This is a genomic window from Sorangium sp. So ce1335 (assembly GCF_051521615.1).
In the GTDB taxonomy this organism is placed as follows: domain Bacteria; phylum Myxococcota_A; class Polyangia; order Polyangiales; family Polyangiaceae; genus Sorangium.
The window spans coordinates 2,799,333-2,814,898 of sequence record NZ_CP150363.1 but is presented as its reverse complement, the minus strand read 5'-3'; the positions used below and the strand labels follow the sequence as shown (position 1 = coordinate 2,814,898).

Genomic DNA, 15,566 nt, shown 5'->3' with positions numbered 1-15,566 from the left:
CCGAGCGGCTTGCCTCAGGTGTCGCTCCCGGCCGTGTCGTCGCCAACGCAGACCGACGAGCCGCCGGCGAACGACGCCCGCGCGGCCGGCAGGGCGCCGGGGGCGCGCCCCGGGCCGGGGCGGCTCCGCCCGGAGGCGCCGGTGTTCTCGTTCAGCCCCATCAGCTCGGCCAGGACGGAGCCCGCGTTGCCGGCGGTGCACGGCCGCGCGGAGGGGACGTCCCGTTCGGCGCGCGAGGGCGCGGCCGTGGGCGCCCTGGGCAGCGCCATCCAGATGGCGCCGGCGCTGCAAGATCCGCGGAGCGCCACCGACCGAGGCAGCGCGCGCGTGCCGCCCGCGACGCCAGCGATCACCGACGCGCTGCTGGGGAGCCCCTGCGCGGCCTGCGACGCGGCGAACCCGCCGGGCTACCGCTTCTGCGTGACATGCGGCGCGCCGCTCCACCACAAGAAGGACGGCGCCGCTCCGACGGGCACCCCGCCGTCGACGGACCCGGCGCCCAGGAAGGCGAGGGGCAGCGAGCCGGACGCCGCGCTCTCCCCCGGTGCGCCGTACGTGGCGCACCCGCCCTTCGAGCAGCCCGGGACGACCGCGCGAGGGCTCCAGGAGACCGCGCCCAGGCAAGCGCCCCTGCAGGACACCGCGCCCAGGCAAGCGCCCCTGCAGGACACCGCGCCCGGGCAAGCGTCCCTGCAGGACACCGCGCCCAGGCAAGCGCCCCTGCAGGACACCGCGCCCAGGCAAGCGCCCCTGCAGGACACCGCGCCGCGCGACGATCGTCCGGGTGGAGCGGACGCGCTGCCGCAGGGCACCGTCAGCGCGCCGGCGGGCAAACCGGCCCCTCCGCCGCTGCCGCCCGTCGCGCTGCCGCCTCCGCGGCTCCCCCCGTTCCCGACCGGCGGGGGCACCCCCGACAAGATCATCGGCTCGCCGGTTGTCGACATCGCATCGACGCGCCAGGTGCCCGCGCCGCCCGTCGAGTGCGCGCGCTGCCACGGCCAGTGCCTGGCGGGCACGCGCTTCTGCAAGTACTGCGGGGCGCCGCTCGACGCCGAGCGGGCCGCCTCCGAGCGCCCCGGCAAGGCCCTCGCCGACCGCCCGCCCGCGCCGTCGAGCACCCCGGAGGTCGGGCGCGAGCCGCCGCGGCCGCCCCAGGGCGACGCCAGGCCGGGCTCGACCGAGACGGGCAGCACGCCGCCGCCCTCGCCGGTACCGCTCGCTCCGCTGCGGGCGTCCTACTCGGTTCGACCGCCCGCGTGGGTCCCGGCCGAAACCCGGCCGACCCGGGCGCCCGACGGCAAGCTCATCGTCATCGTCGAAGATGGGACCGAGGGGAAGAGCTTCCCGCTCACGGGCCCGCAGATCGACATCGGCCGGAGCGAGGGGGACATCCTCCTCGAGGACGACCTGTACGTCTCGCCACGGCACGCGCGGATCATTCCGCAGAGCGGTTCCTGGGTTCTCCGTGACCTGGGCAGCGTCAACCGCATCTACCTCCGCATCCGGAAGACGCACGCCCTCCGAGATGGCGACTTGCTTCTCCTGGGGCTCGAGGTGTTACAGTTTCAGACCGTGAGCGACGGGGAGCGAGGCCTCGGCCATGCGATCCAGCATGGAACGTTGCTGTTTGGCTCGCCCGCCATCCACCGGCGGGCGCGGCTCTGCCAGAGGACGGTGGAGGGCGTGACGCGGGACGTGTACCACCTCTACCGGGACGAAACTGTGATCGGACGGGAGACGGGCGACATCGTGTTCACGGCCGATCCGTTCCTCTCGCGACGCCACGCAGCCATCCGAAGGAACCCGGCCACGGGCGAGTTCACGCTCACCGACCTGGAGTCGTCGAACGGGACCTACGTCGCGATCCGCGAGGAGGTCAGCCTCGCGGATCGCGACTTCGTGCGCATCGGGCAGCACCTGTTCCGCGTGGATCTCCCCCGATGAGCGACCACACCGTCCGCGAGACGCGCGAAACGCCGACCGAGGCGCTGGAAGTCGATGGGCTCCCGAGCGCGGCGTCGGTGGGGGCCGACTCGAGCGGCAACGCGGGCAAGGCCCTTGGTGACTCCCCGCTCAGCGCCGCGTCGCTCGAGTCCGGCAAGGCGGGGTCCGTGGAAGCAGGCAAGCCCGTGAACTGGAAGCCGCCCCCGCCGCCCAAAACGCGTCCGGCCACGAGCGCCGCGCGCGAGCAGAAGGCTGGCATCGCCGTGAAGCCCATGAAGGGGCCCAGCGCCCCGAGCCCCGACAAGGTCGGGAGGAAGCTCCCCCCACCGCCGCGGGTGCGGCTCACCGCGGGTGGACCGCGCGACGAGGACGCGGACGGGATCGCGACGCGGTCGGACGACCTCGCGGACGCGGTGACCCCCGACGCCCCGGCGGCCTTCGCGCCGGCGCGGGGCGCCCGCGCGCCGTCGTCGAGCGCGGCATCGCGCGACGACGGCGCGCTCGACGCGACGCCGGCCGCGGAGGCCGTCCGCAGCGGCGGCCCGGCAGGGGCCGCGCTCGCGGGCGACGCGCCGGCGGAGGGCGCGCCGGCGGAGGGCGCACAGCGCCCCGAAGACATGGACAGCGAGGCAGCAGCGCAGGACGAGCCGCGTCGCCCCGAGGTCGTGCTGCGGCTGTTCGGCCGGACCGACGTGGGCCAGGTCCGCGAGCACAACGAGGACAACTTCATCGTCGCGGACCTCACGAACGCGAGCCGCGGCCTGATGGAGATGGACCGCTACCAGGTCGTCGGCGAGCGGGGGGCGCTGCTCGGCGTGTGCGATGGCATGGGCGGCGCCGCGGCCGGCGAGGTCGCGAGCCAGCTCGCGGTCGACATCATCTACCAGCGCATGAGCGCCGGCGGCCCCCCGCAGGACCACGACGAGCTCGCGGCGCGGCTGGTGCAGGCGATCGAGGCCGCCGGGCTCCGCATCTTCAGCGAGGCGAAGCTCGATCGGACGCGGCGGGGCATGGGGACCACGTCGACGATCGCCGCGCTCATGGACGACCACCTCTTCCTCGGTCAGGTCGGCGACAGCCGCGCGTACATCCTGCGCGGCGATCGGCTCGTGCAGGTGACGCGCGACCAGTCGCTCGTGAACCAGCTCATCGAGGCCGGCCAGCTCACGGAGGAGGAGGCCGAGACGTTCGAGCACAACAACATCATCCTCCAGGCGCTCGGCACGGCGGACTCGGTGCAGGTCGACCTCACCTACGTCCAGCTCAGGCGCGGCGACACGCTGATGCTCTGCTCCGACGGGCTCTCGGGCATGGTGCGGAACGACGAGATCCGCGAGGTGCTGCGGACCGTCGACGATCCGATCGAGGCCTGCAAGGTGCTGACGGATCGGGCCAACCAGGCCGGCGGCCACGACAACATCACGGTGGTCGTCGCGAAGTTCGACGGCGACGGGCTCGCTGCGCCGGAGCTCGAGGACATCGAGGAGCTCCGCTACCAGAAGTACACGCTCCCCGAGCACCTCCTGGCCCAGAACGCCGCCGCGTCCGAGCCGGCGCGCAAGGTGAAGGAGCTCGACGAGAAGAAGATCTCGCAGCGCCCGCCGTCGCCGAAGACGTGGATGAGCAACGCGGACAGCGACATGGGCGAGGAGGGCGACGAGTACGACCGCGCCTTCTCGACCATGGCGACGGACGACGGCCTGGACGAGCGGAGCGCCCGCGCGCCCGTCCAGGGCGACGAGCCGATCATGATCCCGACCGACGGCGCGCCGCAGTGGCTCGTGATCTTGATGATCGTGAGCGCCGTCGCGTGCGTTACCATCGCCGGCTACTACCTGCTCCGCTAGGGGCGCGCCGGCGCACGCGCGCGCCTTTTCTCGCCATGCTGCGCAGCAACGACAAGCGTGCCCGGCAGACCCCGGCCGTCGAGCCGCAAGGGCCGCCGCGCCGCCCCGACGCGGACGGCCGCGTCGATGTCGAGACCGCGCAGCGCATCGTCCGGGACGCGGTGCTGCAGGCGGTGCAGCGCGAGGACAAGGCGGTCGCGCTCGTGCGCGCCAAGGCGGACGAGGCGCGCCGCAGGGTGGCGCGCCACAACCTGCTCCTCGGGCTCGGCGTCGCCGCGGCGCTCGTCGCCGTCGCGGTGGCGGGCGTCGTCGCGTACCGGTCGCGCCGCGCGGCGGACGCGCTGGCGGCCGAGGTCGGCCTCGGGCGCGCCCCCGCGGCGCGCCCGACCGGCGCGATCCCGGAGCGGGTGCTCTCGGGCCGCGAGATCTTCGAGCAGAACCGGCTCGCGCTCTACGTGATGGGCTACATGGTCGACAACCGCATCGGCGGCTGCTGCTCGGCGTTCGCCGTCGCGGCCGACCTGCTCGCCACGAACGCCCACTGCGTCCGCGACTGCCGCGCGCGCGGCGGCACCCCGATCGCCACGCAGAACGACTCGATGGGGAAGACGCGCTTCCGCATCGTCGCGATGTCGGCCCACCCGGCGTACAGGTCCGGCCAGGGCGGCGCCGGCTCGCCGGACGTCGCCCTGCTGCGCATCGACGGCAAGGCGCCGCGCACGGTGACGCTCGCGAACGACGCTGAGCTGCGCGCCATCGGGCCGGGCGACGACGCCTACGTCCTCGGCTTCCCCGGCCGCCTGATGGATCCGCTGAGCCCCTCGGCGACGTTCCTGGAGGGCCGCATCGGGCGGGTGACGGGCCTCGACGGGGAGGCGACGACGCCGGACCGCGCGGTGCTCATCCAGCACGACGCGGTGACGCGCGGGGGCAACAGCGGCAGCCCCATCTTCAACCAGTACGGGCACGTGATCGGCATCCACGCGGCGCACATCGACGACGAGAACGACGTGACGATCGACGGGCGCAAGACGAAGGTGACGCAGAGCTCGCCGTTCCGGATCGGCATGCGCGTCGATCTGCTGCAGGGGGTGCCCGCGCCGTGATGCTGCGCGTCGTGCACACGTTCGGGCGCAACGCCGGGTCCGTCGAGCTCCATGACAGGCGCGTCGTGCGCTTCGGTCGCGCTCCGGACAACGACGTCGTGTTCGATCCGAACCACGATCGCGACGCGAGCAGCCACCACGCCGAGGCGCGCCTCGAGGCGGCGGGCTGGGTGCTCTACGACCTCGACAGCCGCAACGGGACCTACGCCGGCGGGCAGCGGATCAAGCGGCACCCGATCGCCTCGGGCGACGAGATCACGTTCGGCGCGAAGGGGCCGCGGGTGCGGATCGAGCTGGCCCCGCGACGCGCGCCGGGCCCAGCCCAGGCGCAGGCTGCGCCGGCGCCCCCCGCGCCCGCCCCGGCCTATCCTGCGCCGCCCGCGGCATACCCGACGCCGGCAGGCTACCCCGCTCCCGCGGCATACCCGGCGCCTGCGGGCTACCCCGCGCCAGCGGGCCCCCCCACGCCCGCGGCGTACCCGGCGCCTGCGGGCCACCCCGCGCACGCGGCGTACCCGGCGCCCACGGGCCACCCCGCGCACGCCGCGCACAGCGCCGTCCACCCCGGGCACGTGCCGGCCGCGCCGCCGGCCGGCGCGCGGCGGGTCGGCGAGCGGACGATCGCCATGATGATCTCCTCGGCCGTCTCGGCGGCCACGGGGCGCTCGAAGCCCCGCGGCACGGTCGAGATCAACGCCATGCTCCACAAGGAGGTGCACGCCGCGACGGCGGGCCAGCGCCGCACGACGTACATCCTCGCCCTGCTCCTCGTCGTCGCGCTCGCGAGCCTCGCGGGGCTCATCGTCTACAACCGCTCCTCCCACGACGAGATCGCCCAGCTCCGCGCCGAGCTCGCGCGCCTCGCGCCGGAGGACCCGCGGCGCAAGGAGATCGAGCGGCGCCTCGGGACGCTCCACCCCTCGAACGCCAACTTCGGGCGCAACCTCCACGACCGTTCCCGCAAGGGCATCTTCATGCTCGCCGCCGGGCGCGAGGGGTTCTGCACGGCGTTCGCGGTGCGGCCCTCGGTCCTCGCGACGAACGCGCACTGCATCGCAGCGGCGAAGCGCCGCGGCGGCTCGATCGTGGCGCTCGAGAACGAGGGCCGGGGCCAGGTAAGCTTCGCCGTGACCAGCATGCGGACGCACCCTCAGTACCGCGACAGCGCGGACCAGCTCACCCCGGACATCGGCGTCGTGTCGATCTCCGGGCGCGCCGCCGCCGTGCTGGAGCTCGCGACGCGCGAGGAGCTCGCCGCCGCCGGCGCGGGCGACGACGTCTACCTGATCGGCTTCCCCGAGCGCCTCACCGACGCCGCGAACCCCGTCGCCACCTTCCTGGCCGCCAACATCGGCCGGATCACCGGCGCCAACGGCCGGCCCGCGCCCTTCGCCGACGCCTGGCTGATCCAGCACGACGCCCGCAGCACGAGCGGCATGAACGGCAGCCCCATCTTCAACGGCCAGGGCAAGGTCATCGGCATCAACGCCGGCGGGTACCTCGAGGGCAACGACGAGACGATCTCCGGCCAGAAGACGGAGGTGGTGAAGGCCTCCCCCTACAAGTTCGGGATGCGCATCGACCTGCTCGACGCCATCCTGCGCTGACCCCGCGCGAGTCTAGAGATGCTCCGCCACGCGCTCCGCCGGCTCCTCTGGACGCTGCCCACCCTCGTCGGCGTCTCGCTGCTCACCTTCTTCGTCCTCTCGTTCGTGCCCGATCCCACGGACGACCCGCTCCTCGCGAGCTCGCTCTCCAGCGCGGAGCTCGCGCGGCTCCGCCGCGAGCGCTTCCTCGACCTGCCGCGCTTCATCAACCTGGCGCCGCGCGACGTGCGCCTGCGCGCCCTCGAGGCCACGCAGGTCATCGCGGCGGGCGGCGAGGGCGCCGCCGCCGCGGCCGACGAGCTGCGGCGCCTCGGCGGCGCCGCGCTGCCGCACATCCTGCCGCTCGACGCGCTCGCGCCCGAGCCGCGCACGCGCGTCGCGCTCGCGCTCGCGCCCGTCGCCGCGCGGATGGGCCTGCCGCGGGCCGAGGAGGCCGCGGACCCGGCGCACGCGGTCGCCTTCTGGACGCGCTTCTGGGACGACCGCGGCGTCGAGTTCCGGCCCGCGTCGGTCCGGAGCGCGGTGCGGCGCCTCGTCCGCTACGGCTCCGCGTCGCGCGCCGCCGAGCTGCTCGAGCTCGACACGTTCGCCCTGCAGCCGGTCATCGCCGCGCTCCAGCCGCCGCGCGACGCGGCGACGCTCGAGCAGGCGCGCGCCCTCGTCGACGTCGCCGCCCACATCACCGAGATCGACGACCGCATCGCCCCGGGCGAGGACCTCGCGGAGGCCCGCGCGTGCGTCACGCGGTGGAAGTCGTTCTGGAACGTGTACCGAAGCGACTTCGAGGTGTTCTCCGGCCCGACGCGGCTCGCCGCGACGGTGCTCGAGACCCGCTACGGCAAGTGGGCGCTCGGCGCGGTCACCCACCGCCTCGGCGTCGCGGCGACGGGCGAGCCGGTGCTCGACGAGCTCGCGCGGCGCGCGCCTGTCACGCTCGCGCTCGTGTTCGGCGCGATCGCGCTCGCCTACGCGGTGGCCGTCCCGCTCGGCGCGCTGAGCGCCGCCTCGCGCGGCCGGCGAAGCGACTCGGCGATCGCGGCCGCCGTGCTCACGCTCGCCGTCCTGCCGACCGCCGTCGTCGCCGTGGCCGCCGCGCTCCTCTCGGGCGGCGCGCGGTCGCTGCTCCTGCCGACGTGCCTCATCGCGCTGTCGCTCATCGCCGCGCCGACGCGCCAGCAGCGCGCCGCGCTCGTCGCGGTCCTCACGCAGGACTTCATCCGGGCCGCGCGGGCGCGCGGCGCCGGCACCGCGCGCGCCATCGCCGTCCACGGGCTGCGCAACGCCGTGCTCCCGGTCGTGACGCTCGCCGTCCTGGAGCCGCCGATGGCGCTCGGCGGCGCGTTCGTCGTGGAGCGCGTCTTCGAGCTGCACGGGCTCGGCGAGCTCACCCTGCTCGCCGTGCAGGCGCGCGACGTGAGCTGGCTCATGGCGATCTCGATCGGCGCCGCCGGCATCGCCGCGCTCGGCGTGATCGCGACCGATCTCGCCTACGTGCTCATCGACCCGCGGCTCGGCCCGGCGGTGCTGTCCCGGAGGGGCGAGGCGTGACGCACGCCGCGGCGTTCCTCCGCCGGATGGTCGGCAGCAAGCGCGTCGCGGCCGGCACCGTCCTGCTCGGCGTGCTCGCGCTGCTCGCGATCTTCGCCGAGCTGATCGCCGCCCCCGCGCCGATCGCCCGCTTCGGGCCGGACGGCGTCGAGATCCTCCCGGCGATCACCGAGGCCGGGACGCTCGATTCGCTCACCGAGGCCGAGCTGCGGGCGCGCTTCGACGGCGGCTTCGCGATCTGGCCGCCCATCCGCTACGGCCCGGAGCAGCGCACCGACGCCGGCCCGAACGCGTCGCCCACGGCGGAGCACCCGCTCGGCACGGACTTCGAGAGCCGCGACCTCGCCGCGCGGCTGATCTACGGCGCGCGCACCGCGCTCGGCCTGTCGCTGAGCGCGGTGCTCGTCGGCATGTTCCTCGGCGTCGTGCTCGGCGGGCTCGCGGGCACGCTGCGCGGCTTCTGGAACGACGGCCTCGTCCGCCTCGTCGAGACGGTCGACACCTTCCCGGCGATCCTCGTCGTGGCGATCGTGCGCGCGATCGAGCGCGAGCCGTCGGCGCTGTCGCTCGTGCTCGCGGTCGCCTTCGTCCGCTGGGCGGAGATCGCGCGCCTCGTGCGCGCCGAGGTGCTGCGCGCGTCCAGCGAGGAGTACGTGATGGCCGCGCGCGCGCTCGGCAGCACCCGGCTGCGCGTCTTCTACCGCCACATCCTCCCGAACGCGCTCGGCCCGGCGACCGTGAGCTCTGTCCTCGGCGTGGCGTCCGTGGTCCTGCTCGAGGCGGCGATCTCGTTCCTCGGGATGGGCGCGCCCACGCGCGTGGCGTCGTGGGGCGAGACGCTGGGGCAGGCGGCGCGGCACCCGAGCGAGATCCGGCTGCTCGTGTTCCCCGGGCTCCTGCTCCTGGCGACGGTCGGCGGCTCGTACCTCATCGCCGACGCGCTTCGCGACGCCGTCGACGCGCGCACGGTGCGCGCACGGACGCCGCGCTGACGCCGCGCTGACGCCGCGCGGGACGAGGCGCCCTGGCCGGCCGCGGGACGCGCCGCCGGCGCCGGCGGGCCGGGTGGCGCGGGTGCCGGGTGGCGCGGGTGGCGCGGGTGGCGCGGGTGGCGCGGGTGGCGCGGTCTGCTTTGGACCCATCCCCCCGGAATTGCCCCAGATTGCCCGGAAAGGTGCCGGAATCGCGCCGGAACCGGCCTTGTCGCGGCGATCTGGACGGCGGGGGCCTCGCGCCACTCGATCTCGATGGGAAGGCCCGCTATGAATTCGGCCGCCATGGCCGTTCCCGAGATCAGCGAGCAGGAGTTCGAGCGCGAGGTGCTCCGCAGCGAGTTGCCCGTGCTCATCGATTTCACCGCCGCCTGGTGCGGGCCGTGCAAAACGGTCGCGCCCGAGGTCGAAGCCATCGCGCGCGAGCTCGAAGGCAAGGCCAAGGTGGTCAAGGTCGACATCGACCGGTCGAAGCGCATCGCCACCACCCTGCGCATCCAGGCGGTCCCGACGTTCATGGTCTTTCACCGGGGCCGCCCGGTGGCCGCCGAGCAGGGCGTCCTCAACCGCAAGCAGTTCCGCGAGATGCTCGAGCCGTTCCTCCCCCGCGCCGAGGGTGCGATCCGGGCGGTCGAGCTGGCGCAGCTCATCCAGCAGGGCCAGGTGGTCCCCGTCGACACGCGCGAAGCCAACGCATACGGCCGCGCCCACATCCCCAGCGCCGTGCACATCCCGCTGGAGGAGATCGAGGGTCGGCTCGCCGAGCTCCACATGCTCCCGGGCGCGCCGGTCGTCTACTGCCGCTCCGGCGACAGGTCGAAGGAGATGGCCACGAAGCTCGCGGAGGAGGGCGTCCCGGTCGCGTTCCTCGAGGGCGGCTTCCTCTCGTGGGAGGCCGAGGCGCTGCCGATCGAGCGCCCGGACTGAGCGTCGCGCGCGTCCGGCGCAGCGCGCGCCGGGCGCGGCGCCGAGCCTCCGGCGCGCTCAGCGCCGCGCGGTTGCGCGGGCGGCGCGTGCGATCGGGCGTCAGCCCTTCGCGGCCGCGAGCGCCGCCGAGACGACCTCGCGCACCGGCACGCCGTGCGTCCTCGCCGCCGCGGCGCAGTCGTCGAACTCCGGCTTGATCTGCGGCGGCCCGAACGGCCCCTCGCTGATCTTCACGCGGATGGCGCCGTACGCGGTCTTCACCGTCGCCATGCGCCGCGGGCGCTCGGTGCGCGCCACCGGGATCTTCCGGAGCCCGATGCTCGTCGTCTCGCGGAGCAGCGCCGTCGCCACCGCGTCGGCCTGCGGGGCCGCGGCGAGCGCCGCGATCGTCAGCGCGGGGCGGCCTTTCTTCATCGTGATCGGCACCGCCCACGCGTCGAGCGCGCCCGCCGCGAGCAGCGCCTCGATCGCGTGCCCTGCGACCTCGCCCGTGAGATCGTCGACGTTCGCCTCCACGAGGATGTGCGACGCGCTGCCGAGGCTCTCCTCCCCGCCCGAGCGCGTCCCGAGCACGACCCGCAGCAGGTTGGGGCGGTCGGGCAGCTCTCGCGTGCCGGCGCCGAAGCCGATCCGGTCGGGCGCGAACGTCGGCCAGCGCTCGAACCGGCTCGCCAGGGTCGCGATGATCGCCGCGCCCGTGGGCGTGACCAGCTCGGCGTCGATGTCGACGCCGTACGTCGGGACGCCGCGGAGGCACGCGACCGCGGCCGGCGGCGGCAGCGGGAGGATCCCGTGCCGCGCCTTCACGAACCCGCGCCCCATCGGCAGCGGCGACCCGACGACCTCCGCCCCGATGTGCACGATCGCCGCGGCGGTGCCCACGATGTCGACGATCGCGTCGACGGCGCCGACCTCGTGGAAGTGCACGTCTTCCAGGCGGATCCGGTGCACGGCGGCCTCCGCCTCGCCGAGGCGGCGGAAGATCCGGCGCGCCAGCGCGGCGACGGGCGGATCGAGCGGCGCCGCGGCGAGCATGGCGTCGATGGATCCGTAGGTGCGCTCCGGCTGGGGCGCCTCGACGTGCACGTCGAACGACGTCGCCACGATGCCGCTCCGGTGGGCGTGCCCGCGGTGAAGGTGGAAGCCGTCGAGGGGCAACGCGGCGACGGCGCGCTCGATGACGAGGAGGGGCACCCCGAGATCGAGCAGCGCGGCGATCGTCATGTCGCCCGCGATGCCGCTGAACGCATCGAAGAACAGGACCATGCCGGCGCCCGCGCCTTCCTCGAGGAGCTGCGCCCGCGGATGCTCGTGCGCGTGCTCGTGGTGGTGCCCGTGCTCGTGCTCGTGCGCGTGCTCGTGGTGGTGCCCGTGCGCGTGCTCGTGCGCGTGCTCGTGGTGGTGCCCGTGCGCGTGCTCGTGCGCGTCCCCGTGCCCGTGATCGTGCCCGTGTCCCATGTCTCGCCTGCTCCGTTCCACGGGCATCGCCCCGTCGCGGCGCCGCCGCTCGTCCTGCGCTCACTCCTTCGGCAGCATGCGATGGACCACCATCGCCGCGCCGAAGCCGCTGTCGATGTTGACCACGGCGACGCCGGAGGCGCACGACGTGAGCATCGAGAAGAGCGCGGTGAAGCCGCCCAGCGCCGCGCCGTAGCCGACCGCGGTCGGCACCGCGACGACCGGCGCCGCCACGAGCCCGCCGACGACGCTCGGCAGCGCGCCCTCCATACCGGCGACGACGATCACCGCCGACGCCTTGCGCAGCTCCTCGACGCGATGGAGAAAGCGGTGCAGCCCCGCGACCCCGACGTCGTACAGCCGCGTCGACTCGAGCCCCACGGCCCGCAGCGTCTCGATCGCCTCCTCGGCGACCGGGAGATCGCTCGTGCCCGCCGTCACGATCGCGACCGGCGCCGCGGCGCGCTTCCTCGTCGGCGCGACCTCGACGCTCCCGGTCCGCGCGAGGGGAACGTAGCGAAACGCGGGCACGAGCGACGCGACCGCCGCGCCCTTCGCCGCGTCGACGCGGGTCACGAGCACGTTCTGCCCGGCCCCCGAGATCTCCTGGGCGATCAGGGCGATCTGCTCGGGCGTCTTCCCTTCGCCGAAGATCACCTCGGGCACGCCCTGCCGGAGCGCGCGGTGATGGTCGACGGTCGCGACGCCCAGGTCCCGGAAAGGCAGCCCGCGGAGCGCATCGAGCGCCTCCTCGATCGCTGTCTCTCCGTTGCGAACGCGCTCCAGCAGCTCTCGGACGAGGCGCGGCTCCATGTGCGCAGCCGCTTAGCGCGGCAGCGCCGCCACCGCAAACCTTCCGCCTCGCCGCCTGCGCCAGCGCCGAGGCCGTCAGGAACCGGCCCAGGCTCTTTGCGCAGGAGGGGGCAGCGGGGCTACTTTCCGCGCCGCGTGCCCGCCTTCGTCGCTCCCCTCGTCGGCTTTGCTCTCGGCGCGCTGCTCGCCTGGTTCAGCGCCGCAGCCCCTCACCGCCCCGGCGCGCCGCGCGCGGCGGAGCCCCGGCTCGCGCCGGGCTCGCGCGATCGGCCGCTCGCCCTCGTCTCCCTGTTCGCCGTCCTCGTCTTCGCGCCGGTCTGCGCCTACTTCCTGGTGTTCGCGCCCGACTGGAGCTTCGCGTACCTCGTCGACACGCGCCGGATCCCCTCCGCCGTCGACCTCGTCCTGCTCCTCCTCGACGCCGCCTCCGTGCCCGCCGGGTTCGCCGCCGCGCACCGGTTCGCCTCGCGCGCCGGCGGCCGGCCCACGGCGCAGGGCGCCGTCCGCGCGCTGGCCGTCTTCGGCGGCGGGCCGATCGCTGTCGCGCTCGTCGCCGTCCTCGCCCTCTCGCGGCGCCTCGCGCTGGACGGCACCTACCGGCAGGTCGAGGGCGACTTCGGCGTCCACCCGGTCGCCGGCGGCCCGCTCGGCTACGCGCTCCTCTGGATGTACACGATGCTCGCCGCCGGCTTCGCGGTGACCGTGAGCGCGCTCCTCCGGCGCGAGCGCTCGGATCGCGGCGGGGAGAAGGCCGAGGCCCCCCGCGCCCCGCGGGCCCGCGCCGTCCCGAGCGAGCCGGCGCGGGCGGCCGATCCGCCCCGGCCCGCCTCGGCGCGCCCCGAGCGCCGGCTCGGCCTCGGCAAGGGCGGCCGGTCCAACCGGCCGGGCTGAGACGCGCCCGGCCGGGGAGCCGCGGGTCGCCCGCCGCGTTGCGGGTCGCCCGCCGCGTTGCGGGTCGCCCGCCGCGTTGACGGAGCCACGGCGCTCCACCACCCTGTCGCCCCATGTCCGAACGAGCCCGCGTGGATCAGCAGATCGAAGAACTGATGGAGCTGGCCGACCAGGTCGTCACGCGCGCCCGGAAGGGCGGCGCCGACGTCGCCGAGGCGATCGCCCGCTCCGGGTCCGAGCTCTCCACGAAGGTGCGCCTCGGCGAGCCAGAGCTCGTCGAGGAGGCCGTCCACAAGAGCCTCGGCATGCGGATCATCAAGAAGCAGCGCGTCGCGCTGACCTCGACCTCCGACCTCACGCCGCGCGGCATCGATCGGTTCGTGGCGGACGCGCTCGAGCTCGCCGACATCTCCCAGGAGGACGAGTTCGCCGGCCCCGCCGATCCCGAGCTCATCGGGAAGGGCCCCTTCCCCTCGCTCGAGCTCTACGATCCCTCCGGCGGGGAGATCACGGCCGCGCAGGCCATCGACATCGCGCGCCGCGGCGAGCAGGCCGCGCGCGACGCCGACCCCCGCATCACGAACAGCGACGGCGCGACGTTCTCGCGGACCGCGAGCGCCTTCGCCCTTGTCCTGTCCGGCGGCTTCCGCGGCGGCTACGCCGGCTCATACGCGTCGCTCGTCGTCTCCCCGGTCGCCGACGACACAGGCGACAAGAAGCGCCGCGGCTTTCACTTCAGCGCCCGGCGCCACCTCGCCGACCTCGACGCCCCGGACGCTGTCGGCCGCGAGGCAGCCCGCCGGACGCTCCGCAAGCTCGGCGCGCGCAAGGTGGCGACCTGCGAGGCGCCCGTCGTCTTCGACCCGGACGCCGCGCGCTCGATGCTGGGCCTGCTCGGCTCCTGCATCATGGGCAGCGCGATCTGGCGCAAGTCGAGCTACCTCGTCGGCCGCGAGGGGACGCGCATCGCCAGCGATCTCATCACGGTGGTCGACGATCCGCTGATCCCGCGCGCGCCCGGCTCGCGCCCGTTCGACGGCGAGGGCCTCCCGGCGCGGCGCAACGTCGTCGTCGAGCAGGGCATCCTGAAGACCTACCTCTGCGACAGCTACAGCGGCCGCAAGCTCAAGCGCCCGCCGACCGGCAGCGCGGCGCGCGGCGGGGGCGGCGGTGTGGGCCCGTCGACATCGAACTTCATCCTGCAGCCCACCTCGACGCCGGCGGAGGAGATCGTCCGCTCCACGCCGCGCGGCCTGTACGTCACCGAGATGATGGGCTTCGGCTTCAACGCCGTGACCGGCGACTTCTCCCGGGGCGCATCCGGCTTCTGGATCGAGAACGGCGAGCTCACGCACCCCGTGAGCGAGGTCACGATCTCCCTGAACCTCGACGAGCTCTTGCAGCGGATCGACGCCGTCGGCGCCGACCTGGATCTCCGGACGGCGACGGCGTCTCCGACCTTCCGGGTCTCTGCCATGACCATCGCCGGGAGCTGAGTCGCTTCCGTCCGGGGAGCCCCACGCTCCTCGATGTCGCCGGGAGCTGGCTCGCTTCCGTCCGAGGAGCCCCACGCTCCTCGAGCTCGCATCGTTCAGAAATCGAGGGACGTGCTCAGCAGCGAGGCTGCGAGCGACCTGCCAACCGGCCCCTGGTTGCGCTGCGGGAGGGGGGGTCTCCGTCCGCAGCGGGTCGCTCGCAGTGCTGCGGCGCGTGGCGGAGCGCCTGTCGGCTGCCCGCGGCCGCCCTCGCCGGGCCTGTCTGCCGGGCGTGGACGGCCGCGGACCTCGCTCAGCGCGAGGACCCGCCAGCGGCCAGGCTGCGCGGGGGCTCTTCGGAGCCCGCGCCGGCTGCCGCCTGGAGGGGCGCCCCTGCCTGCGCGGCAGCCTCAGGCATCAGGGACGCCTTGAGCTGCTGCGCATCGTTGCGCCCGATCCTGCCCACGAACGTGGGCAGGCTGATGGGCTCGTCCGACAGCGCCACGAACGTCCCCTGCGAGTTCGCCCGGTGGAGCGCCTCGAAGAGGGAGGTGACGTCCACGTCGCCGGACACCGCCCGCGCGTCGACGATGTACACGTCCGCGGGGTCGGCCCCCGCGTAGATCAGCGCGTCATACGGGTGGCTGGCGTGCCGGATGGGCACGCCTTCCCCGAGGGAACGCGCCACGTGGGTCATCGTGTCCTTGGTGCCGATGACCATCATCGACTTGGAGGTCGCCTTCGCGAGCTCCCGGGGCACCGAATAGCCCCATGCACGGAGGAACTCGGCCACGTCCGCCGCCTTGAAGCGCAAGTGTCTCCCCGGCGTACGGAAATGGGCAATCCTCCCCCGATCTACCCAGTTGTGGATTGTCTTCAAGTCGACCTCGCACAGGGCTGCGAGGTCCGACGCCGTCAACAGCTTCTCACGAACACCAGCCATCGCCGAACTCCACGC

The 15,566-nt window shown here is 74.5% G+C and carries 12 protein-coding genes; 9 read left to right on the top strand and 3 right to left on the bottom strand.

Annotated elements, in window-relative coordinates:
- The first annotated feature begins 33 nt into the window (after positions 1 to 33).
- The 7 genes from WMF24_RS10470 (at position 34) to trxA (ending at position 9,971) form a co-directional block, all read left to right on the top strand.
- A complete protein-coding gene (locus tag WMF24_RS10470) occupies positions 34 to 1,944 on the top strand; it encodes an FHA domain-containing protein (RefSeq protein WP_437736239.1) in 1,911 nt (636 codons plus the stop codon).
- On the top strand, positions 1,941 to 3,791 hold the full coding sequence (locus tag WMF24_RS10465) for a Stp1/IreP family PP2C-type Ser/Thr phosphatase (RefSeq protein ID WP_437736238.1): 1,851 nt from the start codon (positions 1,941 to 1,943) through the stop codon (positions 3,789 to 3,791). Before WMF24_RS10470 ends, WMF24_RS10465 begins: the two co-directional genes overlap by 4 nt.
- A gap of 35 nt (positions 3,792 to 3,826) precedes the next feature.
- On the top strand, positions 3,827 to 4,897 hold the full coding sequence (locus tag WMF24_RS10460; RefSeq protein WP_437736237.1) for a S1 family peptidase: 1,071 nt from the start codon (positions 3,827 to 3,829) through the stop codon (positions 4,895 to 4,897).
- A complete protein-coding gene (locus WMF24_RS10455) occupies positions 4,897 to 6,504 on the top strand; it encodes a trypsin-like peptidase domain-containing protein (protein WP_437738789.1) in 1,608 nt (535 codons plus the stop codon). Before WMF24_RS10460 ends, WMF24_RS10455 begins: the two co-directional genes overlap by 1 nt.
- Before the next feature lie 18 nt (positions 6,505 to 6,522).
- A complete protein-coding gene (locus tag WMF24_RS10450) occupies positions 6,523 to 8,052 on the top strand; it encodes an ABC transporter permease (RefSeq protein WP_437736236.1) in 1,530 nt (509 codons plus the stop codon).
- On the top strand, positions 8,049 to 9,044 hold the full coding sequence (locus WMF24_RS10445) for an ABC transporter permease (protein WP_437736235.1): 996 nt from the start codon (positions 8,049 to 8,051) through the stop codon (positions 9,042 to 9,044). The genes WMF24_RS10450 and WMF24_RS10445 overlap by 4 nt, the downstream gene beginning before the upstream one ends.
- A gap of 285 nt (positions 9,045 to 9,329) precedes the next feature.
- The gene (trxA, locus tag WMF24_RS10440) at positions 9,330 to 9,971 is read left to right on the top strand and encodes a thioredoxin (RefSeq protein ID WP_437736234.1); all 642 of its coding nucleotides are present in this window, start codon (positions 9,330 to 9,332) and stop codon (positions 9,969 to 9,971) included.
- 99 nt (positions 9,972 to 10,070) lie between these two features.
- Here trxA and larC read toward each other — a convergent pair whose 3' ends face one another.
- Positions 10,071 to 11,429: a nickel pincer cofactor biosynthesis protein LarC gene (gene larC / locus WMF24_RS10435; protein ID WP_437736233.1), complete on the bottom strand. Its 1,359-nt coding sequence runs from the start codon at positions 11,427 to 11,429 to the stop codon at positions 10,071 to 10,073.
- A gap of 60 nt (positions 11,430 to 11,489) precedes the next feature.
- On the bottom strand, positions 11,490 to 12,242 hold the full coding sequence (gene larB / locus WMF24_RS10430; RefSeq protein WP_437736232.1) for a nickel pincer cofactor biosynthesis protein LarB: 753 nt from the start codon (positions 12,240 to 12,242) through the stop codon (positions 11,490 to 11,492).
- Positions 12,243 to 12,377: 135 nt separating this feature from the next.
- Between larB and WMF24_RS10425 the strand changes: the two genes are divergently transcribed.
- On the top strand, positions 12,378 to 13,133 hold the full coding sequence (locus WMF24_RS10425) for a hypothetical protein (protein ID WP_437736231.1): 756 nt from the start codon (positions 12,378 to 12,380) through the stop codon (positions 13,131 to 13,133).
- A 131-nt stretch (positions 13,134 to 13,264) separates the two neighbouring features.
- Complete coding sequence (locus tag WMF24_RS10420) at positions 13,265 to 14,629, top strand: TldD/PmbA family protein (RefSeq protein ID WP_437736230.1); 1,365 nt, start codon at positions 13,265 to 13,267, stop codon at positions 14,627 to 14,629.
- 292 nt (positions 14,630 to 14,921) lie between these two features.
- Here the strand turns inward: WMF24_RS10420 and WMF24_RS10415 are convergent, their stop codons facing one another.
- Positions 14,922 to 15,551 (bottom strand): helix-turn-helix domain-containing protein, encoded by a 630-nt coding sequence (locus tag WMF24_RS10415; protein ID WP_437736229.1) that lies wholly within the window; start codon positions 15,549 to 15,551, stop codon positions 14,922 to 14,924.
- Positions 15,552 to 15,566: the final 15 nt, after the last annotated feature.

What these genes read in the sequence shown, in the direction of transcription:
- WMF24_RS10455 (WP_437738789.1), top strand. Translation starts at nt 4,897, where the DNA reads ATGCTGCGCGTCGTGCACACGTTCGGGCGCAACGCCGGGTCCGTCGAG.
- WMF24_RS10415 (WP_437736229.1), bottom strand. Translation starts at nt 15,551, where the DNA reads ATGGCTGGTGTTCGTGAGAAGCTGTTGACGGCGTCGGACCTCGCAGCC.
- WMF24_RS10450 (WP_437736236.1), top strand. Translation starts at nt 6,523, where the DNA reads ATGCTCCGCCACGCGCTCCGCCGGCTCCTCTGGACGCTGCCCACCCTC.
- larB (WP_437736232.1), bottom strand. Translation starts at nt 12,242, where the DNA reads ATGGAGCCGCGCCTCGTCCGAGAGCTGCTGGAGCGCGTTCGCAACGGA.
- trxA (WP_437736234.1), top strand. Translation starts at nt 9,330, where the DNA reads ATGGCCGTTCCCGAGATCAGCGAGCAGGAGTTCGAGCGCGAGGTGCTC.
- WMF24_RS10465 (WP_437736238.1), top strand. Translation starts at nt 1,941, where the DNA reads ATGAGCGACCACACCGTCCGCGAGACGCGCGAAACGCCGACCGAGGCG.
- WMF24_RS10460 (WP_437736237.1), top strand. Translation starts at nt 3,827, where the DNA reads ATGCTGCGCAGCAACGACAAGCGTGCCCGGCAGACCCCGGCCGTCGAG.
- larC (WP_437736233.1), bottom strand. Translation starts at nt 11,429, where the DNA reads ATGGGACACGGGCACGATCACGGGCACGGGGACGCGCACGAGCACGCG.